The 20,341-nt window shown below is 69.0% G+C and carries 22 protein-coding genes; 15 read left to right on the top strand and 7 right to left on the bottom strand.

The window, feature by feature from the left end; all coding sequences use genetic code 11:
• Positions 1 to 500: 500 nt before the first annotated feature.
• Entirely contained in the window at positions 501 to 659 is a 159-nt protein-coding gene (locus FV230_RS29295) for a hypothetical protein (protein ID WP_156629667.1), read from the top strand.
• A gap of 517 nt (positions 660 to 1,176) precedes the next feature.
• Here the strand turns inward: FV230_RS29295 and arsH are convergent.
• Positions 1,177 to 1,929, bottom strand: coding sequence for an arsenical resistance protein ArsH (gene arsH, locus FV230_RS00935; protein ID WP_147840850.1), 753 nt, complete (start codon positions 1,927 to 1,929; stop codon positions 1,177 to 1,179).
• 47 nt (positions 1,930 to 1,976) lie between these two features.
• Between arsH and FV230_RS00930 the strand changes: the two genes are divergently transcribed.
• From FV230_RS00930 to FV230_RS00895, 8 genes are all read left to right on the top strand, one after another.
• Positions 1,977 to 2,324, top strand: a complete 348-nt coding sequence (locus FV230_RS00930) for a metalloregulator ArsR/SmtB family transcription factor (RefSeq protein ID WP_056251363.1) — start codon at positions 1,977 to 1,979, stop codon at positions 2,322 to 2,324.
• Complete coding sequence (gene arsC, locus FV230_RS00925) at positions 2,324 to 2,749, top strand: arsenate reductase (glutaredoxin) (RefSeq protein ID WP_055959023.1); 426 nt, start codon at positions 2,324 to 2,326, stop codon at positions 2,747 to 2,749. Before FV230_RS00930 ends, arsC begins: the two co-directional genes overlap by 1 nt.
• A 36-nt stretch (positions 2,750 to 2,785) precedes the next feature.
• A complete protein-coding gene (locus FV230_RS00920; protein WP_147840849.1) occupies positions 2,786 to 4,081 on the top strand; it encodes an arsenic transporter in 1,296 nt (431 codons plus the stop codon).
• 7 nt (positions 4,082 to 4,088) lie between these two features.
• Positions 4,089 to 5,252, top strand: coding sequence for an MFS transporter (locus FV230_RS00915; protein ID WP_147840848.1), 1,164 nt, complete (start codon positions 4,089 to 4,091; stop codon positions 5,250 to 5,252).
• A 44-nt stretch (positions 5,253 to 5,296) separates the two neighbouring features.
• Positions 5,297 to 5,692 (top strand): hypothetical protein, encoded by a 396-nt coding sequence (locus FV230_RS00910; protein ID WP_147840870.1) that lies wholly within the window; start codon positions 5,297 to 5,299, stop codon positions 5,690 to 5,692.
• A gap of 82 nt (positions 5,693 to 5,774) precedes the next feature.
• Positions 5,775 to 6,170, top strand: coding sequence for a FixH family protein (locus tag FV230_RS00905; RefSeq protein WP_056251379.1), 396 nt, complete (start codon positions 5,775 to 5,777; stop codon positions 6,168 to 6,170).
• Complete coding sequence (locus FV230_RS00900) at positions 6,167 to 7,672, top strand: efflux RND transporter periplasmic adaptor subunit (protein ID WP_147840847.1); 1,506 nt, start codon at positions 6,167 to 6,169, stop codon at positions 7,670 to 7,672. The genes FV230_RS00905 and FV230_RS00900 overlap by 4 nt, the downstream gene beginning before the upstream one ends.
• Positions 7,669 to 10,836: a CusA/CzcA family heavy metal efflux RND transporter gene (locus FV230_RS00895; protein ID WP_147840846.1), complete on the top strand. Its 3,168-nt coding sequence runs from the start codon at positions 7,669 to 7,671 to the stop codon at positions 10,834 to 10,836. The genes FV230_RS00900 and FV230_RS00895 overlap by 4 nt, the downstream gene beginning before the upstream one ends.
• Before the next feature lie 170 nt (positions 10,837 to 11,006).
• Here the strand turns inward: FV230_RS00895 and FV230_RS00890 are convergent, their stop codons facing one another.
• Positions 11,007 to 11,378, bottom strand: a complete 372-nt coding sequence (locus FV230_RS00890; protein ID WP_147840845.1) for a response regulator — start codon at positions 11,376 to 11,378, stop codon at positions 11,007 to 11,009.
• Between the two features lie 220 nt (positions 11,379 to 11,598).
• Here FV230_RS00890 and FV230_RS00885 point away from each other — a divergent pair.
• A protein-coding gene (locus tag FV230_RS00885; protein WP_147840844.1) for an IS5 family transposase occupies positions 11,599 to 12,368 on the top strand; the annotation gives its coding sequence in 2 pieces (ribosomal slippage) (positions 11,599 to 11,914 and positions 11,914 to 12,368; 771 coding nt in all).
• Positions 12,369 to 12,593: 225 nt separating this feature from the next.
• On the opposite strand, the gene FV230_RS00880 is transcribed toward FV230_RS00885, so the two are convergent.
• Both FV230_RS00880 and FV230_RS00875 read right to left on the bottom strand, forming a co-directional pair.
• The gene (locus tag FV230_RS00880) at positions 12,594 to 14,030 is read right to left on the bottom strand and encodes a YncE family protein (RefSeq protein ID WP_147840843.1); all 1,437 of its coding nucleotides are present in this window, start codon (positions 14,028 to 14,030) and stop codon (positions 12,594 to 12,596) included.
• Entirely contained in the window at positions 14,027 to 14,482 is a 456-nt protein-coding gene (locus FV230_RS00875; protein WP_147840842.1) for a DUF305 domain-containing protein, read from the bottom strand. The genes FV230_RS00880 and FV230_RS00875 overlap by 4 nt, the downstream gene beginning before the upstream one ends.
• A gap of 181 nt (positions 14,483 to 14,663) precedes the next feature.
• On the opposite strand from FV230_RS00875, the gene FV230_RS00870 reads away from it, so the two are divergent.
• Genes FV230_RS00870 through FV230_RS00850 form a run of 5 tightly spaced genes read left to right on the top strand, consistent with a single transcriptional unit; the run spans position 14,664 to position 17,661 of the window.
• A complete protein-coding gene (locus FV230_RS00870) occupies positions 14,664 to 15,047 on the top strand; it encodes a hypothetical protein (RefSeq protein ID WP_147840841.1) in 384 nt (127 codons plus the stop codon).
• A 43-nt stretch (positions 15,048 to 15,090) separates the two neighbouring features.
• The gene (locus FV230_RS00865; protein WP_147840840.1) at positions 15,091 to 15,600 is read left to right on the top strand and encodes an RNA polymerase sigma factor; all 510 of its coding nucleotides are present in this window, start codon (positions 15,091 to 15,093) and stop codon (positions 15,598 to 15,600) included.
• Positions 15,597 to 16,406, top strand: coding sequence for an anti-sigma factor (locus FV230_RS00860; protein WP_147840839.1), 810 nt, complete (start codon positions 15,597 to 15,599; stop codon positions 16,404 to 16,406). Before FV230_RS00865 ends, FV230_RS00860 begins: the two co-directional genes overlap by 4 nt.
• Entirely contained in the window at positions 16,403 to 17,293 is an 891-nt protein-coding gene (locus tag FV230_RS00855; RefSeq protein WP_147840838.1) for a LysR family transcriptional regulator, read from the top strand. The genes FV230_RS00860 and FV230_RS00855 overlap by 4 nt, the downstream gene beginning before the upstream one ends.
• On the top strand, positions 17,290 to 17,661 hold the full coding sequence (locus FV230_RS00850) for a DUF202 domain-containing protein (RefSeq protein ID WP_056203338.1): 372 nt from the start codon (positions 17,290 to 17,292) through the stop codon (positions 17,659 to 17,661). The genes FV230_RS00855 and FV230_RS00850 overlap by 4 nt, the downstream gene beginning before the upstream one ends.
• A 3-nt stretch (positions 17,662 to 17,664) precedes the next feature.
• On the opposite strand, the gene FV230_RS00845 is transcribed toward FV230_RS00850, so the two are convergent.
• From FV230_RS00845 to FV230_RS00835, 3 genes are all read right to left on the bottom strand, one after another.
• Entirely contained in the window at positions 17,665 to 18,750 is a 1,086-nt protein-coding gene (locus FV230_RS00845; protein WP_147840837.1) for a sulfite oxidase, read from the bottom strand.
• 79 nt (positions 18,751 to 18,829) lie between these two features.
• Positions 18,830 to 19,813, bottom strand: a complete 984-nt coding sequence (locus FV230_RS00840; protein ID WP_147840836.1) for a beta-propeller fold lactonase family protein — start codon at positions 19,811 to 19,813, stop codon at positions 18,830 to 18,832.
• Positions 19,814 to 19,997: 184 nt separating this feature from the next.
• Positions 19,998 to 20,336 carry a cytochrome c gene (locus FV230_RS00835; RefSeq protein WP_147762548.1) on the bottom strand — a complete coding sequence of 113 codons (339 nt, stop codon included), beginning with the start codon at positions 20,334 to 20,336 and terminating at the stop codon, positions 19,998 to 20,000.
• Between the last annotated feature and the right edge of the window lie 5 nt (positions 20,337 to 20,341).

The raw sequence follows: 20,341 nt of genomic DNA, 5'->3' as shown, positions 1-20,341 counted from the left end.
TTTTGCTTGTCCGATGCTGTTCGGTGGGGTATATTCTAGGCTGTCGACGTATCCGTCGTCCTCGCGATGCACCACATCCTGAGCGCACCCTCCGGCCCCCGGGGTCGGGGGGTGTTATGTTTCAGGGCCCCACGTGACGTTCACCCCCTTAACGCCCCCGGTCCACGCTATCTCACATGGTTAGTCTCTCCCTCGACGTCATCTGCGACGCGGTCGGCGCCTGGCTGTGGCTCAGGTAGGCCCAACAGGCCGATGGCTACTGGCTCGATCCGAACGCTCCGGCTCCGCCCGACGCGGCCGCTGTCCTGGCCTACGCATACGAGGCGCACCTAGCGGCCGAGGCGGGCGGCACGACGTGGGACGGCTGGGCGGTCGCCGTCAACGAGCGGGCCCTGACGCGCACGCTAAGCGAGGTCACCGCGACGCTGCTCGACGCCCGGAAGGACAGCGACCCGTGGACGTTCGCCGACGGGGTAGATCGGCCCCTCACGAACGACCGCTTGAAGGTGCTGAGCCTGCAGATCCGGAGGCACATTGGCGTCTGTCTGGCGGTCTACAACCAGGTCGCCGCCGGCATCGGCGCCGGCGCCATCACCACCGCGGAGGTCGACGGCGCCTTCGCCGACGTCGACGCGATCGTCTTGAAGGCGGCGTCGTGACCATCCCACTCCTGGCCATCCTCGCTCGCCGCCTGACCGCGTCGACCCTCTCCGAAGTGGCGGTGCTGGAGACAGCGACGCACGGGACCGTCCGGACCTGGGCGGGGTTCGTTCGGCGCAAGGCCAAGGAGGACGTGATGCCTAGCGAAATTTCTGCTCCTGACTGCGGAGCCGATCGCCTCCATCGCCGAGGCCGACGCGCCGGGCACGGACGTCCGCGACCTCGTCTACGTCTCGGGGACGCTCCACTCCGTCCGGTCCCCCTCGCTGACCGAGGCGGCATGCGGAAGCTCCAGCTGAGCCTAGTGAAGCTGACCGCCGTCGACGTTGGCGAAGGATCCGTCCACGTCGCGATCGTCGGCGCCCCGACGAGACGGCCCCCGTGGTCGCCATCGTGGCGGCCGACGTGCCCCAGCGCTCAGACTCTTGTGCTTACGGTCGTGGAGCCCTTGAAATAGGGATCGCTATCCTACCGGGCGAGGCGATGGCGTAGAAGAGGTCGGCGTGGACGTGCAGATCAGGAGGGTCGCTTCACGAACCCGATGTCGACGGCGACGGCCTTGAGCCTTTCGGGCTCGCGCTCCTTGCGTTCCGAATACCGGTCGACGAGGTAGTCGGATCGCTCGCGCGTGAGGAGCGTGAACTTCATCAGCTCCTCGCAGACATCGACCACCCGGTCGTAGAGCGGACCCGGCTTCATCCGGCCGGCGTCGTCGAACTCCTTGTACGCCATCGGGACCGAGGACTGGTTCGGGATGGTGATCATCCGCATCCAGCGACCGAGCACGCGGAGGCTGTTGACCGCGTTGAACGACTGCGAGCCGCCGGAGACCTGCATCACGGCGAGCGTCCGCCCCTGCGTCGGGCGCACCGAACCCTCCGAGAGCGGCAGCCAGTCGATCTGGCTCTTGATGACCCCGGTCATGGCGCCGTGTCGCTCGGGGCTGACCCAGACGTGGCCCTCCGACCAGATCGAGAGGTTTCGGAGTTCCTGGACCTTCGGGTGATCGGCCGTGGCGTCGTCGGGCAGCGGCAGGCCGTGCGCGTCGTAGATCCGCACCTCGCCGCCCATCGCCTCCAACAGGCGCGCGGCCTCGTAGGCGAGGAGGCGGCTGAACGAGCGCTCACGGAGCGATCCGTACAGGATCAGGAAGCGCGGGGCGTGGGTGAACGGTGTCTTCACGTGCAGGGCGTCGGTCGTCGGGACCACGAAATGCCCCTCGCTCAGGTTCGGCATTCCATCGGCGAAGGGCTGCAGGGGCTTGTCCAAGACGTTTCGTTCCTCTACGTTTCAACGATGGTTGAGATATTGACATCATGATGGACGAACGGCAAGCCGTGGCGGCCTTCGCGGCCCTCGGCCAGGAGCATCGCCTGCGCATCGTGCGCCAGCTCGTCACCGCCGGGCCGGAGGGCATGGCGGCCGGCATGCTGGCCGAGGCGGTCGGCGTGTCCGGCACCAACCTGTCGTTCCACCTCAAGGAGCTCAGCCATTCGGGGCTGGTCACCTCCCGGCGGGAGGGGCGCTCGATCATCTACAGCGCCGCCTACCCGGACCTGTCCGAGCTCATCCAGTTCCTGATGCGCGACTGCTGCCAGGGACGCCCCGAGGTCTGCGCCCCGGCTGTCGCTGCCCTCGCCGCCTGTTGCACGGAGACCGCCTGATGGACGTCGTGATCTACCACAACCCGGATTGCGGCACGTCCCGCAATACCCTAGCCCTCATCCGCAACGCCGGCATCGAGCCGCACGTGGTCGAGTACCTGAAGACGCCCCCAAACCGGACCCTGGTGCGCCAGCTTGCCGAGCGGGCGGGCGTGAAGGTCCGTGATCTGCTCCGTGAGAAGGGTACGCCCTTCGGCGAGCTCGGCCTCTCGGACCCGAGCCTGACGGACGATCAGCTTCTGGATGCCATCGGCGAGCATCCGATCCTGCTGAACCGCCCCTTGGTCGTCACCCCACTGGGTGTTGCCCTGTGCCGCCCCTCCGAGGCGGTCCTCGACCTCCTTCCCGCCCAACAGGGCGAGTTCGTCAAGGAGGATGGCGAGCGCGTCGTCGACGAGCACGGGCGCCGCGTCGCTACCGCCTGACCCGCCCTGAAAGACCAAGAACAAGAAACGGTCCCGATGCTCGCCCTCGCCATCTTCGTGGTCACCCTCGTCTTCGTCATCTGGCAGCCGAAGGGGTTCGGGATCGGATGGAGCGCCCTGATCGGGGCCGCGGTCGCGCTCGCCACCGGGGTCATCCACCCCGGGGACATCCCGGTGGTCTGGCACATCGTCTGGGACGCCACCTTCACCTTCGTCGCCCTGATCATCATCTCGCTCCTGCTCGACGAGGCCGGCTTCTTCCACTGGGCGGCGCTGCACATCGCCCGCTGGGGTGGGGGTCGGGGACGGCTGCTGTTCCCGCTGGTAATCCTGCTGGGGGCCGCGATCGCGGCGGTGTTCGCCAACGACGGCGCGGCACTGCTGCTCACCCCCATCGTGCTCGCCATCCTGCTCCGGCTGAACTTCAAGCCGGCGGCGGCGCTGGCCTTCATCGTCGCCTGCGGGTTCGTCGCGGACTCGACCAGCCTGCCGTTGGTCATCTCGAACCTCGTCAACATCGTCTCGGCGAACTTCTTCGACATCTCCTTCAGCCGATACGCGGCCGTGATGGTGCCGGTGAACCTCGTCTCGCTGGCCGCGACCCTGGTGGTGCTGTGGCTGTTCTACCGGCGCGACCTTCCGGCCACGTACCCCGTGGCCGAGCTCGAAGCGCCCCGCCACGCGATCAAGGACCCGCTGGTCTTCCGGGCGGCCTTCCCGCTCCTCGGGCTGCTGCTGATCGCCTACTTCGTGACGGCACCGTTCGGCGTGCCGGTCTCGGTGGTCACTTGCGCCGGCGCACTGGTCTTGCTGGCGCTGGCCAACCGCAGCCGCGTCATTCCCATCCGCAAGGTCCTGACGGGGGCCCCCTGGCAGATCGTGCTCTTCAGCCTCGGCATGTACCTCGTGGTCTACGGCCTGAAGAACGCCGGCCTGACCGACTATCTGGCGCAGGGGCTCGTCTGGCTCTCGGGCCATGGTCCGTTCGTCGCCACCATCGGCACCGGGTTCGCCGCCGCCATCCTGTCCTCGGTCATGAACAACATGCCGAGCGTGCTCGTGGGTGCGCTCTCCATCCAGCAGGCTCCGGATCTCTCGCCGCTGATGCGCGAGCTCATGGTCTACGCCAACGTCATCGGCTGCGACCTCGGCCCGAAGTTCACGCCCATCGGGAGTCTGGCGACCCTGCTCTGGCTGCACGTCCTCGACACCAAGGGCCAGCACATCACCTGGGGTCAGTACATGCGGGTGGGTCTGGTCATCACCCAGCCCGTGCTGCTCGTCACCCTGGCGGCGCTGGCCCTCTGGCTACCCGTGCTCGGCGCCCGGTAGCGATCCGATGGCCCCGGCGCGCCGATGGCCCGTGATCTCGGCCCTGGGCGTGGTCCAGATCCTGACGTGGGGCTCCTCGTTCTATTTGCTGTCGGTTCTGGCCGCGCCGATGTCGAAGGATACGGGATGGCCTCTGGGATGGGTCATCGGCGGCCTGTCCCTCGGTCTCCTCGTCGCGGGCTTGGCCTCGCCGCGGGTCGGCACCTACATCGGCGAGCATGGCGGCCGGCCGGTACTGGCCTTCGCGGCCGTCGCCCTCGCCGTCGGCCTTGCCATCCTCGGCCTCGCTCCGAACCTGCTGACTTACCTCGCGGGGTGGCTCCTGATCGGCCTGGGCATGGGCACCGGACTGTACGATCCCGCCTTCGCCACGCTCGGACGCCTCTACGGCGCCGAGGCAAGGCCTGCCATCACCACGCTGACCCTCTGGGGCGGCTTCGCCAGCACGGTGTGCTGGCCGCTCTCGGCCTTCCTGATCGAACAGGTTGGCTGGCGTGGGACCTGCCTCGCCTATGCCGGGCTGCACCTTTCGGTCACGCTGCCGCTCGTCCTGCTCGCGATCCCCCGGCCCCCCGCACATCCGATCACGCGACCCGCAGGCCCGAGCCCAGTCATTCGTCTCGATGGTCGGGAGCGTCGCGCCTTCCTCCTCATGGCCGGGGTGCTGACCCTTGGCGGGACCGTGATGGCCCTGGTCTCGGTTCACCTCATCACCTTGCTTCAGGCCCGTGGCGTGGCTCTTACCTCGGCCGTGGCCTACGGCGCCCTGATCGGACCGGCCCAGGTGGGGGCACGCATCGTCGAGATGGCCGGCAAGGGCCGGCACCACCCGCTCTGGACCCTCACGGCGGCGATGGTTCTCGTGGCGACCGGGATCGCGATGCTGGCAGCGGGCTTGCCCGTGGTCGGACTGGCGCTCGTCCTCTACGGGGCCGGCAACGGGATCTACTCGATTGCCCGCGGCACGGTGCCTCTCGCGCTGTTCGGTCCCGAGCGCTACGCCCCGCTCGTCGGCCGGCTCGCCCGTCCGGGGCTGGTGGCGCAGGCGCTCGCGCCCTCCCTCGGGGCCGTCGTGCTGACGCAGGCGGGCGCCGACGCGACCTATGTCCTCCTTTCCGTACTCGCCCTCGCAAACGTCGCGCTCGCCGTATCCCTTTGGCGCGTCCGGTAGTCCCGTCCCTTCCTCGCCGGTCTACGATGTGGCATCGTCCGACGGTGACCTTCTGGCTCGCCCTTCGCAGGCTGCTTCCGCTCCTGGCGGTTCTCAGCCTCGCCCTTGCGCCGGTGACCGCATCCGCGGCCGCCGCGGGCATGCGCGCGCCGATGGCCGTTCAGGGTCACGTCATGGCGATGCCCGACGAGGCCATGGACGACATGGCCGGGATGGCCATGGACGAGATGCCGTGTTGCCCCAAGGAGCGGCCGGACTTGCCCGATTGCTCGAAGGGCTGCCCGCTGATGGCGCTCTGCCTGGCGAAGGTCGCCACCGGCCTGCCGGTCGCCGTCGGACTTCCGGGCCGCGTTGCCGTCATCGAGGGGCCCGCCCGGGCCGTCACCGCCTCCTTCGACAGCCTGTCGCAAGGGCCGCCCACCGAGCCTCCCCGAGCCTGAACCCGATGCCGCCGGCGCCTGCGCCGGCCGATCCCGCGCGCCTGAAGGCCCGGGTCACATCGTTTTCAGGAGATCATCCACCGTGTCCAAGACATCGTTTTCACGCGCCCTGACGGCTGCGCTGCTCGGTCTCGCCCTGACCACCGCGGCCCGGGCCGACACCAAGGACTACGAGTTCCAACTGGTGAAGGACGAGGCCAAGCAGGGCGAGGCCATCCTCGACGTCCGCCTCGTCGACAAGCGCACGTCCAAGCCCGTGCCGAACGCCGTCATCTTCGCCAAGCGCATCGACATGGCGCCCGACAGCATGGAGGAGATGACCTCCAGGATCGAGCAGCTACCGTCGCCGGAGCCGGGCCTCTACCGGTTCAAGGCGAAGCTGACGATGGCCGGCGGCTGGCGCCTCTCGCTCGGAGCCAAGGTTCAGGGCGAGACCGGCACCGTCGAGAACAAGCTGGTGTTCAAGGCCACCAAGTGAGCCGGATGGCATGGCTGGCCGGGACCCTCGCCGCGCTCGCGGCGGGGGCCCTGGGGTATGGCGCGGGGCATGAGGGCAGCCCCGTACCGGCGCTCGTCCAGCAGGCGCGGACCGGGTTCACCCACTGGCTGCCGAGCACGCCCCGGCCGGCATCCCCGATACAGGCATCGGTCGCGGCGAAGGCGACGGGACCGGTCGTCTTCTACCAGGACCCGGACGGGAAGCCGGACTACGCCTCCGAGCCGAGGCGCACGGCGGACGGTCGCGACTATCGCGCCGTCCGCGCCAGCGAGGAGGTGCGCTTCGACGAACCCGACGAGGCGGAGGCGATGCCCGACGCCGGGCACGGCGACATGGCCATGGGTCAGGCCACCACGCCTGCGGGGGCCCGCAAGGTGCGCTTCTACCGCAACCCGATGGGCCTGCCGGACACCTCGCCGACCCCGAAGAAGGACTCGATGGGGATGGACTACCTCCCCGTCTACGAGGGGGAGGACACCGAGGACGGCACCGTGAAAATCTCGCCCGGCAAGCTACAGCGCACCGGGGTCCGGACGGCGGTCGTCGACCGACGCGTCCTGTCGATGCCGGTGCGCGCGCCCGGCGCCATCGAGGAGGACGAGCGCCGGATCTCGGTCATCGCGATGCGCACCGACGCATTCATCGAGAAGGTCGAGGCCGTCACCACCGGCGACCACGTGCACAAGGGCCAGCCGCTCCTGCGCCTGTTCTCGCCGGAGATGAACGCGGCGGCTGCGCAGTACCTCACCGGCATCGGCTACGAGGGCGCCCGCCGGCGCCTGGAGAACCTCGGCATCCCGCCCGAGGTCATCGACGAGATCGAGCGATCCCGAAAAGTGCCCTCGACCATCACCTGGTCGGCGCCCCGCGACGGCGTCGTGGTCGAGCGCAACGTCTCCGACGGCATGCGCGCCAAGTCCGGCGACACGCTGTTCAAGCTCGTCGACCATTCCAAGGTCTGGGTCCTCGCCGACGTGACCGAACGCGACTTGGCGGCCGTGGCAGAAGGCCAGATGGCGACCGTGCGCGCCAGGACGTTCCCGGACCGCGTCTTCACCGGCGCGGTGACCCGGATCTACCCGCACCTCGCCATGGGGACCCGGACAGCCCGTCTGCGCATCGAAATGCCCAACCCGAACGGCGACCTGCGCCCGGGGATGTTTGCCGACGTGACGATCGCCACCGGCAGCGACAGGCCGGTGGTCGCGGTGCCCGACGACGCGGTCATCGACACCGGCACGAAACAGGTCGTCCTGCTGGACAAGGGCGAGGGTCGCTTCGAACCGCGACCGGTCAGGCTCGGCGTCCGCGGCGACGGCTACGTCGAGGTCCGCGACGGCATCGCCGCGGGCGACCGCGTGGTGACCTCGGCCAACTTCCTGATCGACGCCGAGAGCAACCTGAAGGCGGCGCTGCAGGGGCTTTCGGAGCCCAAACCCGACCCGGGCCCGCAGGCCGCCGCCGAGGGGAAGGCGCCATGATCTCCCGCCTCATCGCCTGGTCGGCAAAGAATCTGGTGTTAGTCCTGATCGGGACCGTGTTCGCGGTGGGAGCCGGGCTCTACGCCCTGAGGACCCTGCCGCTCGACGCGATCCCGGACCTCTCGGACGTCCAGACCATCGTCTACACCGAGTACCCCGGGCAGGCGCCCCAGGTCATCGAGGATCAGGTCACCTACCCGCTGACCACGGCCATGCTGACGGTGCCGCGGTCGAAGGTGGTGAGGGGGTTCTCGTTCTTCGGGGTCTCGTTCGTCTACGTCATCTTCGAGGACGGCACCGACCCGTACTGGGCCCGCAGCCGGGTGCTCGAATACCTCAACACGGTGGCCAAGCGCCTACCGGCAGGGGTGACCCCGACGCTGGGACCGGACGCGACAGGGGTGGGCTGGGTCTATCAGTACGTCGTGGTCGCCAAGGAGCGGTCGCTGGCCGAACTCCGCTCGCTCCAGGACTGGGTCGTCCGCTTCGGGGCGTCCCGCGCCGAGGGCGTGGCCGAGGTCGCCGGCGTCGGCGGCTTCGTGAAGCAGTACAACGTCGTCGTCGATCCGAACCGACTGCGGGCGCAGGGCATCACCATGTCCAAGCTCCGGGAGGCCATCAGGTCGAGCAACGCCGACGTCGGCGGCCGCACCGTCGAGTTGTCCGAGTTCGAGTTCGTCGTCCGTGGCCGCGGGTACCTCAAGAGCGTCGCCGACATCGGGAGCATCGTCCTGAGGACGGAGGCGGGCACACCCCTGCGGGTGAAGGACGTCGCCCGGGTCGAGCTCGGTCCCGACGAGCGCCGCGGCATCACCGAGATGAACGGGGACGGCGAGGTCGCCGGCGGCATCATCCTCCAGCGCTTCAGGGCGAACGCCCTCGACGTCATCGCGAGCGCCAAGGCGCGCCTCGCCGAAGTCGCCGCCAGCCTGCCGAAGGGCACCGAGATCCTGCCCGTCTACGACCGCTCGCACCTGATCGAGGCGGCCATCGAGACCCTCAAGGGCACCCTGATCGAGGAGAGCGCCATCGTCGCTCTCGTCTGCGTCGTCTTCCTGCTCCACGTGCGCAGCGCGCTGGTGGCCATCCTGATGCTGCCGGTCGGCATCCTGATGGCGTTCGCGGGCATGAAGGCGCTGGGCTTGGGCGCCAACATCATGAGCCTGGGCGGCATCGCCATCGCGGTCGGCGCCATGATCGACGCCGCCATCGTCATGATCGAGAACGCCCACAAGCACCTGGAGCGGGCGGACCCCGGCAAGCCCCGGGTCCAGGTCCTGATAGAGGCCGCCTCCGAGGTCGGTCCCTCGCTGTTCTTCTCGCTCCTCATCATCACGGTCAGCTTCCTGCCCATCTTCACCCTGGAGAGCCAGGAAGGGCGTCTGTTCGGGCCGCTGGCCTTTACTAAGACGTTCGCGATGGCGGCGGCGGCGGTGCTGTCGGTGACGCTGGTTCCGGCCCTGATGGTCCTGTTCGTGCGCGGCCGCATCGTGCCCGAACACCGCAACCCGGTGAACCGGCTCCTGATCTGGCTCTACCGTCCCATCATCGCCGGCGTCCTGCGGGCGCGGGTGCTGACCATCCTGATCGCGCTGGGCGTTCTAGGCGCCTCGGTCTGGCCGGCCCTGCAGCTCGGGTCCGAGTTCATGCCCGACCTCGACGAGGGCACCCTGATGTACATGCCGACCACCCTGCCGGGCATCTCGGTGACCAAGGCCGGAGAGCTTTTAGGGAGACAGGACACCATCCTGAAGAGCTTCCCGGAAGTCCTGTCTGTGTACGGCAAGGCGGGCCGGGCCAACACGGCCACGGACCCGGCGCCCTCCGAGATGTTCGAGACCATCGTCAACCTGAAGCCGAAGGCGGAGTGGCGCCCGGGCGTGACGTTGGCGAGCCTCAAGGCCGAGATGGATGCCGCGCTCCAGTTCCCGGGCGTCTCGAACGCCTGGACCCAGCCAATCCGCGCCCGCATCGACATGCTCGCCACCGGCATCCGAACCCCCGTCGGCATCAAGGTGCTCGGAACCGACCTCGCCGAGATGGAGAAGGTCGCCCGCCGGGTCGAGGCGGTGGTGAAGGCGGTGCCGGGCACGTCGAGCGCCTATGCCGAGCGCGTCCAGGGCGGGTACTTCCTCGACATCACGCCGGACCGTGAGGTTCTGGGCCGCTACGGCCTAACGGTCGGCGAGGTTCAGGACGTGATCGCCATGGCGCTCGGCGGTGAGAGCGTGACCAACACCGTCGAGGGCCGCGAGCGCTACACCGTGAACGTTCGCTACCCGCGCGCCTTCCGGTCGAGCCCACAATCCATCGCGACCGAGGTGCAGGTACCCATCGCGGGCGGAGGCACGGTCCCCTTGGGTGAGGTCGCCAAGGTCGCGCTGACCCGGGGCCCGACCCAGATCCGGACCGAGAACGGGCAACTCGCGGTCTTCATCTACGTCGATGTCACCGGACGCGACCTTGGCGGCTACGTGGCCGAGGCGCGAGCGGCGGTGGCCGGCGAGGTGAGCCTGCCGCCGGGGACCACCCTCCAGTGGAGCGGGCAGGTCGAGTACCTCGACCGCGCGACGGCCCGGCTCAAGATCGTGGTGCCCCTGACCCTCCTGACCGTGTTCCTGCTGCTCTACCTGAACTTCCGGCGCCTGACCGAGACCCTCATCGTGATGCTGTCGCTGCCCTTCGCCCTGGTCGGCGGCGTCTGGCTGATGTGGTGGCTCGGCTTCAACCTGTCGGTCGCCGTGGCCGTGGGCTTCATCGCGCTCGCCGGGGTCGCCGCCGAGACCGGGGTGATCATGCTGGTCTACCTCGACCATGCGCTGGCCGAGGTCCGGACGGAGTGCGAGCGGGAGGGCCGGCCCCTATCGCGAAATGACCTGAGGCGGGCGATCATGGTCGGCGCGGTCGAGCGGGTGCGGCCCAAGATGATGACCGTGGTCGCCATCATGGCCGGGCTGTTACCCATCCTGTGGAGCACCGGCTCGGGCTCCGAGGTCATGCAGCGCATCGCGGTGCCGATGATCGGCGGCATGGTGTCGTCGACCGTCCTGACCCTCGTCGTGATCCCGGCAGTGTACGGGCTGGTGAAGGGATGGGGACTGCCGAGATCCGACATGCGGCCGGAATCCGTCGAGGGGCACACGATGCCCTTGGCCGCGGAATGACAACGAGGACGAGACCATGCTGGTGGTCGAAGACGAGCCGAAGGTAGGCAGGTTGGTCTCCGACATTCTCGAAGACCTCGCCTAACCCGACATCGAGGGTCGCTCGCATCCGGTCGATGATCGAGGAGAGCCGGGAGGAGGCATGGGGCTCCGGCCAACCGATCCCGGGCTTACCTCCGAAGGGGCCCGGGGTGCTTCTCCGGCGGCATCGTCTCGCGCACGTGGTGCCGGACCAAGGAGGGGCTGAACGGCTTCCCGATGAACGTCGCCCCATAGGGCAGGTCCCCGGGTTCAGGTCGCACATTGCCGGAGGCGACCACGATGGCGATGTGGGGCCACGTCACGGCCGTCCGCCGCGCCAGGTCGAAGCCGTTGTCCGGGCCGGGCATCTGCACGTCCGTGAACAGCAGCTGCACCTTGCCGTGGTGCTCGTCTAGCACCCGCATCGCCTGGGCGACGTTCATCGCCTCAAGAACCACGAAACCGGCATCCTCCAGGATGTCGGACACATCCATCAAGATGAGGGCGTCGTCGTCGACCACGAGGACATGGGGGGCATCGGCGGTGTCAGGCAGGGGCATGGATACCAAAGGCCGGCCTGGCCGGTAGGTTGCCGCATAACATAGGTTTCTTTTGCGTCCTTGAAGCCCGGTTGCCTGGCGACGTTTCCGTAGGTCCCGTGGATGCGGGCCCCTAGGGCCTGTCGTCGCCTGAACAGATTGGCTGGGCTTGCGTTTTCGTCTCTCTGATGGAGGAGGGACGATGCTGAGCGACGCGCAATGGGCTGATCTGGAGCCTCTGGTTGAAGCCTGCCGGCCCAAGGCCAAAACGCCTCCGCAGGATCTGCAGCGCACGCTCTCGGCCATTCTCTGGCGGCATCAGAACGGGGCCAAATGGCGGGCCATTCCCGAGGAATTGGGACCCTGGTGGCGGGCCGCCCAGATCTTCATCCGCTGGTCGCGTGCCGGCGTCTGGGAGCGGCTTCTTCACCTTGTGCAGGAACGCGGCGTCCAACTCGGCATGGTGTTCCTCGACGGCACGAACGTGCGGGCGCACCAAAAGGCGGCGGGAGCCGCCAAAAGGGGGGATCTGCGGCCGAGCGAGACGCTCGTGAAGCTCTTGGCCGCTCGCGTGGCGGCGATAGTACCAAGGCTTGCGTGATCGCCGACGGGCAGGGCCGCGCCATCGCCTTCCGGCTGGCGCCCGGTCAGGCCCATGAACTCCCTCACGCTGTTCCCCTGCTCGATCAACTGCCGGGGGTGCCCAAATGGGTCGTGGGAGACCGCGGCTATACCAGCCACGTCTTTCGCGAACACATCTGGGACATGGGCGCTCGGCCTGCGATCCCGCCTCAGCGCCACGAAGCGCCCGTGGCCTGCCCGGATTGGATCTACAACAACCGTAACCAGGTCGAGCGCCTCTGGGCCAGGCTCAAAGAGTGGCGCGCCATCGCCACCCGCTACGAGAAGACCGCCGTCAGCTTCATGGGCGTCCTCTACCTCGCCGCCGCCCTCGATTGGCTCAAGCGATGACACGCCCTAGTGGTCGAAACCTGACGCTTGGTACCCATTCGCGAGGTCAGCTTGGGGTGGAATGCGGAAGGTAACCGGCCGCCCGCAAGCGGACATTCCGCATCCGACCCAACTACGCCATAGAAGCGGGCTGACGCTGTTCTCGAAAGCAGACATCGAGGCTGGGCTCGCGTCACGGAGGCATTGTTTGAGATGTTCGCCTTCCGGACTGGCGACACCGCTCGATTAATCCGTGATCTGCACCTGCACGACGCCGCCGAGTTTGCCGGGCTTGCCCGCCGCGACCACGAGGTAACGGCGGCTCGGGCCGGCGTCCTTGCGGGTGACTTGCCGGATCGGGCCGATCGCGTTGACGATGGCCGCGCCGGCCGGGTTGGTGGTGAAGGCGGCGAGTGGCTCCAGGCCGGTCGCGCCCTTCGGATCTGCGGACAGCGCCAGCACGAACGGCATCTTCGGCGCCAGTCCCGTGATCGCGGCCTGCAGCGTCTGCAGCACGCCCTGGTCGAACAGGGTGACCTGCGTCGCCGGCTTGCCGTCGCTGCCCGCGAGCGTCAGCGCACTGGTCTGGCCTGCGGCCCCCAGCGGCTGCAGGTTTTGCATTCCGTCGCCCTCCGGTACGGCGTTCGGGACGTAGGCGACGCCCTGCGGACCCTGCCCGATCGGCACCTCGGCGATCACCGTGTTCGACGCGGTGTCGATCACCGCGGCCTTGTCGGCGTTCTCCAGACCGACATAGACGCGGCTGCCGTCGCCCGAGGGCCAGAGCCCGTGCGGCAGGGCGCCGGTCGGGATCGTTGCGAGCTGGGAGAAATCGTCGGTGCGGAACACCTTGACCTGGTTCAGGCCGCCAATCGTCACGTAGGCGAACTGGCCGGCCTTGGTCGAGACGATGTTGACGTGGTTGGTGATCGGCCCGGTCTCGATCGTCTTCAGCGGCGCGAATGGCGGACGCGCCGAAAACACCTGGGTCCGGCCGACATCCTTGAGGGTGAACCACACCTGCTTGCCGTCCGGCGTGGCGGCGATGTCGGGGCAGAACGGACTCTCCTGCTTCACGCGGCCGACGATGGCGTGGGTCTTGGTGTCGATGACGACGGTCTCGGGGCTGAAGCTGGAGCAGACGTAACCGTAGGTGCCGTCCGGCGAGAAGATCGTCATGCCCGGCCCGTTCGGTACGGTGATCCGGCGGGTCTCCATGGCGGTCGCGGCATCGAGCACGGCGATATAGTCCTCGCCGCGCACGCTCACCCAGACCTCTCGGCCGTCCGGCGTGAAGAAGGCTTCGTGCGGCGAGCGGCCGACATAGGCGGTGTGGCGGACCGCGTTGGTCGCCGTGTCGATGAAGCTCACGGAGTTCGAACCGATCGAGACCGCGAGCAGGGTCCTGTGGTCCGGCGAGAAGCCCATGCCGTGAACCAGAAGCTGCCCGCGATAGAGCGGGCTCAGGTTTGTCGGCGTCGGGTCGCCGAGCCGGATCACCCCGAGCAGGGTGTTGGCGGCGGGATCGACCACAGAGACCGTATTGGAGAACTGATCGGAGGTGTAGAACCGGTCTTTGCTGCTGATGGGCACGTCGGGCGCCGAGGCGGGGCCTGGAGCCTGCCCGGCGAAGGCCGAGCCGGAGAGCAGCACAAGGGCGAGAACGGTCAGGGCGGTCTTCATCGGCGGTGCTCCGAAGGCATCTCGGCGGCAGGTGCCGCGCCATGGTGGTGAACGGGAGGGGCGCCGGCGGCCCGACCCGGCATCGCGAGGCGATCGGCGAGCGCGCGGCGCATCACATCGATCTCCTGGCCCTGCTCGACGACGATCCCCTGCGCGAGGCGGCGCAGGACCGGATCCTCGCCGTGGAGCAGCTCCGCCTTCGCCATCGCGATCGCGCCTTCGTGGTGCGGGATCATCATCGCGGCGAAGTCGCGGTCGGGGTCGCCCGAGGGCGGGACCATCATGTCGGCATGCATCTGCGCCATCGACTGCGCCATCATCGCGTCGAAGGACGCAGACGGAGCTGCCGCTGGCTCGGTGGCGGCCAAGGTCGGGCGCATCATCATCCGGCCGCCGACGAGGCCGCTCGCCATCAGCGCCGCCGTCACGGCAAATCCCAGTGCTCCGCGCATGCGGCTTCCTTTTGATCCGGTGTCGATGGGAAGGATGCCTGGGGCGCGGCTTTATTCCGCGGATGTGGCTGAGAGCCCGTTCACGCCTTCGTGATCTGTCGTCGAGAAGACGCGTGGAATAGAGGCGCCTCTTCGGCATCCCTCCCGATGCGGTCATGCTCGACCGCGGGAGACCTCACCCATGCGCACTCTGCTGATCCGCGGCGCCTTCGCGGCTGTCGCCTTCTCCGCCTTGGCCGCCCAGGCCGCCGCGCCTGCCATGACGGCCGAGACCGCCAAGGGGCCGGCGCTCGTCGATGCCAAGAGCATGACCCTCTACACCTTCGACAAGGACATGGGCGGCAAGTCGATGTGCAACGGCCCCTGCGCCACCAACTGGCCGGCCCTGATGGCCGCCTCCGGCTCGGCCGCCAGCGGCGACTGGACGATGGTGACGCGGGACGACGGCACGATGCAGTGGGCCTACAAGGGCAAGCCGCTCTACACCTTTGCCAAGGACACCAAGCCCGGCGACATCACCGGCGACGGCTTCCTCAATGGCGCGTGGCACATCGCCAAGCCTTGATCGGTGAATGCCTTGATCGGCCCCCTCTGACCGGGAAGCATCGTTGGACGAGATCGCCGCCCTGATCGAACCGCAAATCCCGGCCCTGCGGCGCTACGCCGTCGCGCTGTTGCGAGACCGCGAGGCGGCGGACGACCTCGTCCAGGACACCCTGGAGCGGGCCTTGTCCGCTTGGTCCGGGCGCCGCCGCGACAGCGACCTCCGAGCGTGGCTGTTCACGATCGAGCGCAACCTGTTCCTCGGCGCCGTCCGGCGCCAGGGCCGGCGCGGCGTCGATTGCGGCGCGGAAGCGCTGGAGCAGGTGCCCGACCCAGGTATCGACCCGGAGGCCGCGATGGGGGCCCGCGACGTGCTCGCCGGCCTCGACGCCCTGCCCGAGGAACAGCGCTCGGTGCTGCTCCTCGTCTCGGTGGAGGATCTGTCCTATGCCGAGGCGGCCCAGGTGCTTGGCGTACCGCTCGGCACCGTGATGTCGCGGTTGAGCCGGGCGCGGACGCGGATGCGAAGTTTTCTGGAAACAGGCCGAACCGGCCTCTTGAGGAGGGTGAAATGAGCGGGGATCCACGCCCGGTCGGCGAGGACGACCTGCACGGCCTGATCGATGGCCGCCTCGAACCGGAGCGGCAGGCGCTGGTCGAGGCATGGCTCAAAGGAAACCCCGCGCGTGCGGCCGAGGTCTCGGCGGATCGCGCTCTGCGCGAGCGCCTGCGTGCCCGCCTCGCGCCGATCGCCGAGGAGGCGATCCCGGCGCGGCTCCGGGTGGCCAACATTCGCCCGCGACGTCGGTTCGTCGGCAGGGGCTGGTTCCCCATGGCGGCTGCAGCCGTGCTCTGCCTTGCGCTCGGCGGTGCCGGCGGCTGGGTCGGCCATGCCCTGCGCGGCGGACCCGCAACGGCGATGGTGACGGAGTCACCGGCGACGCAGGACGCGGTCGCGGCCTTTCGCACCTTCGTGGTCGAGGTGGTGCATCCGGTGGAGGTGCGCGCCGACGAGAAGCCCCACCTCGTGACGTGGCTCTCGAAGCGCCTCGGTCACGCGGTCGCGGCCCCCGATCTCGCGGCCCAAGGGTTTCGCCTGATGGGCGGGCGGCTGCTGCCGGCCGGCGCTGAATCCGCAGCGATGCTAATGTACGACGACGACCGCGGAACCCGCCTGACGCTTTACAGCCGCGTCGGAGACGGCGATGGGCGAACGCTCTTCCGCTTCGCCCGAGAGGGCGACATCGCTGCCTTCTCCTGGGTCGATGGTGGCATGTCCTACGTCGTCACCGGCCGTACCGACGAGGCCCGGCTGCTCACCGTCGCGCAGGCGGTCGATGCGCACGTCCGCGGCCTCGCGCCGGATCGTCGGCAGCCGTGACCCTCGACCAGCTTCGCATCTTCGTGGCGGTGGCCGAGCGGCAGCACGTGACGCGAGCCGCCGAGGCGCTGAACATCGTCCAGTCGGCGGTCAGCACGGCGATCGCCAACATCGAGGGGCGGCACGCGACGAAGCTGTTTCACCGGGTCGGCCGCGGGATCGAACTCACCGAGGCGGGGCGCGTATTCCTCATCGAGGCTCGCGCGGTGCTCGCCCGGGCGGAAGCCGCCGAACTGGTGCTCGCCGACCTCAGCTGCCTGCGACGCGGGACGCTGGCGCTCTACGCCAGCCAGACCATCGCCAGCGACTGGCTGCCGCGCCACCTCGTCGCCTTCCGCCGCACCTACCCTGAGATCGCCATCCGGCTGGCGGTCGGCAACACCACCGATGCCGCCGACGCGGTGCGCGCCGGGCAGGCCGAACTCGGCTTCGTCGAGGGAGCGTTGGACGACCCGACGCTTGCGAGCACCACCATCGCGCGGGACCAACTCGTCCTCGTGGTTGCCCCAACACATCCCTTCGCGGGGGCGACCGCGCTCGCACCCGAGGACCTCGCCGGGGCCGATTGGGTGCTGCGCGAGGCGGGATCCGGAACCCGCTCGGCCTTCGAGGCAGCGCTCATGGAGGCTGGCCTCTCCACGGCCCAACTCCGGGTCACGCTCGAACTGCCCTCGAACGAGGCGGTGCGCGCCGCCGTCGAGGCCGGGGGCGGGGCCGCCGTCCTGTCCGAGACCGTGGTCGCCGCCGCGCTACGGGCCGGAACGCTGGTGCGGGCGGCGTTCGCCCTGCCGAGCCGGCCCTTCCGGGTGCTGCGCCACAAGGAGCGCTATCGCAGTCGGGCAGCCGACGCGCTGCTCGACCTGATCCAGGAGGCGGCTGCCGGATGAGGGAACCTGCGAAGCCCGTTCCCCCCGACGACCCGCGGGTCAGGCTCGCCGAGGACCGCACGGTGCTGGCAGCCGAGCGCACCTTCGTGGCGTGGCTTCGCACCGGGCTCGCCTTCCTCGGCGTCGGCCTGGCCGCGCAGCGCTTCCTGCGAGAGGTGCTGGCGGTCTGGCCACTGAAGGTGCTGTCGCTCACGCTGATCGCCTGCGCGCTTGCTTCGTTCGCCGGCGCCGCATGGCGGGACCGGGCGATCCGAGCGCGACTCGCCCATGCCGAGATCCCGATGATGCCGCGCATCCTCACCGTCGGGGTTGCGGCCCTACTCATCGCGATCTCGGGCCTCGCGGCCACTGCCCTGCTCTGGGCGTGACGGTCAGGCCACCGTGACCCGCACCCGGTGCCAGGCGGCGCTGAGGTAGCCCTTGTAGTTCCAGGTGTCGTCCGGCGCCGCAGGCTGGGTCTGGCCGGCGGAGTCCCAGGCCCGCACCGCGAGTTCGTGCTCGCCGGTCGTCAGCTCGCAGTCGATCTCCCAGAACGTCCAGGCGTAGGGCGCGTCCGCATCGCGGTCGATCCGGGCCTGCGCCCAGCTGCGACCGCCATCCGTCGAGACGTCGACGCGGGCGACCGCTCGGTCGCTGGCGATGGCGTAGCCGCGGATCGCGTGCCGGCCGGCCTTCAACGCTGCGCCGCGGGCGGGCTCGCAGATCGCGCTGTTGAGCGGCATCGCCTCGATGGTGATGCCGTGGGCGGGGTCCGCGGTCTCGGCGGTCACGTCGGGCGGAAACAGCTTGTAGTCGTCGGCCTGCATCGGGTTGTCGGAGGGGTGATCCTGCACCGTGATGCGGGCGAGCCACTTCGGGCTGCGGATACCGGCAAAGCCCGGCACCACCACGCGCAACGGATGGCCGTGCTCGGGGGCGAGAGGCTCGCTGTTCATCGCGAAGGCGAGCAGCGTCTCGGGGGCGAGCGCCTTGGCGAGCGGGATCGAGGCGCCGAAGCGCGTGTCCGTATGGGCGATCCGGTCGTGGCTCTCGAAGGCGACGTGACGTGCGCCCCCCGCGTCGAGGCCGGCCGCGCGCAGCACGTCGGCGAGGCGCACGCCGGTCCATTCCGCGTTGCCGATGGCGCCGGCCGCCCACGGGTCGCCGGCGACCGGGGCCACCGCCAGCATGTCGGCCCGGCGGTTGCCGGCGCATTGCATTACTGCCGTGACGGTGATGGGTGCGAACCGCGCCTTGAGGTCGGCGACGGACAGGTCGAGCGGCGTCGCGACCATCCCGTCGACGGTCAGGCGGTAGCTGTCGGCGTCGATGTCCGGGATGTCGCCGTGGCTGCGGACGTAGAAGTCGGCCTGCTCGGTAATGAAGGTCGCGCGCAGGCGATCGAGCGGCGGCTCGGCGTTGTAGGGCGCCTTGCCGTGGACGATGAGGCGGTCCTTGCGCTGGAACAGGCCGAGCATGGGGTCTTTGTCCTGCGTTCGTGACGTGTCGACGACGAGAACGCGCCGGGAACCGATAAGGCCCCCGGCGCGCGTCGCCTCAGGGCTTCATCGTCGAGATGACCGCGTTCTTCGCCCGGTCCACCACGGCGACGCTGAGGTCGCGGTTGAGGACGTAGGCGCGGGCGTTGTCGGTCGAGAACGCGATCGCCTGGCGCGGCTCGTTCAGGCCGGTCACCGTTGCGACGACCTTGAGAGTGCCGGTGTCGATCACCGACAAGGAGTTGTCCTTGAGATTGCCCGAATAGACGAAGCGCCCGTCCGGGGTCAGCGCGGCGCCGTAGGGGTCCTTGCCCACTGCCACCTCGGAGGTGACCTTACGGGCGGCGACATCGACCACGCCGATGGTATTGCGGCCGCTGTTGGCGGCAAACAGCGTCTTACCGTCCTTGGTGATCGAGATGGCGCGCAGCTTGTCGAACCCGGCGATCTCGCCGGTGATCTTGTTGGTAGCGGTATCGACCAACGTGATCTTGTCGCCGAGGAAGTTCGTCACGAACACGGTCTTGCCGTCCGGCGACAGCTTCACGCCCTGGCGCGGCTGCGCGAAGCCGGGGATCACGGCCTCGGCGAGCATGGTCCTGGTGTCGAACACGGTCAGCGTGCTCGCGGCCTCGTTGTTGACGTAGAGCTTGCCTCCGTCGGCCGAGAGCACCGTACCGAACGAGCCGGGGCCCGCGGCGAGAACGCCGGCCTCCTTGCCGGTGGCGGTCTCGTAGACCGTGATCCGGCCGGTGCCGCTGTCGGAGACGTAGAAGCGGGCGCCGTCCGGCGCGAACACGATGTTGCGCGGCGTGACGAAGCCGTCGAGGCGGCGCAGCACCGTGCCCTTGGCGACGTCGTAGACGACGACGGCGCTCTCCTCGCTGTTCGAAACAGCGGCGACGGTCCCGGCGGCGTTCAGCGCCAGGGCGTTGTTCTTGATCGCGCCGTCGAAGCCGGCGGCGAACCCGGGCTGGGCCTGGGCTAGGAGCAAGGCGGCTCCGGTGAGGAGGGTGCGGAGGCTGGTGCGGATATGGGTCATGAAGCGGGTCTCTCGGGCATGCGCGCTCGTTCGGCGGCCGGGGCCTGCCGTGAGGGCTGGTTCGAAATCGGAAATCCGTGGTGCAAGGCCGGGCCGGCCGTGCATCGCCCTGAGGAGACGCCAGAAGGCGCGGTTTATTCCCCGAGGCCGGCGAAATAGCGCGGCGGCCTCGGGATTCGGGGGTTCAGGGCGTCGGCTTCAACGCCGTGAGGTAGTCGACGATGGTCTGCACGTCGGCCTGATCGACGGGCGCCTTGTAGACGTGGACCATCTTGTTCACGGTCTCGGTCCACTGCGCCTTCGTGAGCTTGGGCTGGGTCAGCACCATCCCGGCCGAGTGGCAGGCGAGGCAGTTGTTATTGACCGCCTCGGCCCCCGGTCCGTCGGGGAACATTCGGTCGGAAGTCGGGAATTCGATCGATTGCGAGGTGAAGCGCATCGGCTCGGGAGCCGGGGCGGCGAGCGCCACCAGGGGAGACAGTATGAGCGCGGCGATGAGGGCCGCAGGGCGGATTGGGTTCATGGCTG

The organism is Methylobacterium sp. WL6 (genome assembly GCF_008040095.1).
In the GTDB taxonomy this organism is placed as follows: Bacteria; Pseudomonadota; Alphaproteobacteria; order Rhizobiales; family Beijerinckiaceae; genus Methylobacterium.
This window is presented reverse-complemented; position numbering and strand designations above follow the sequence as displayed.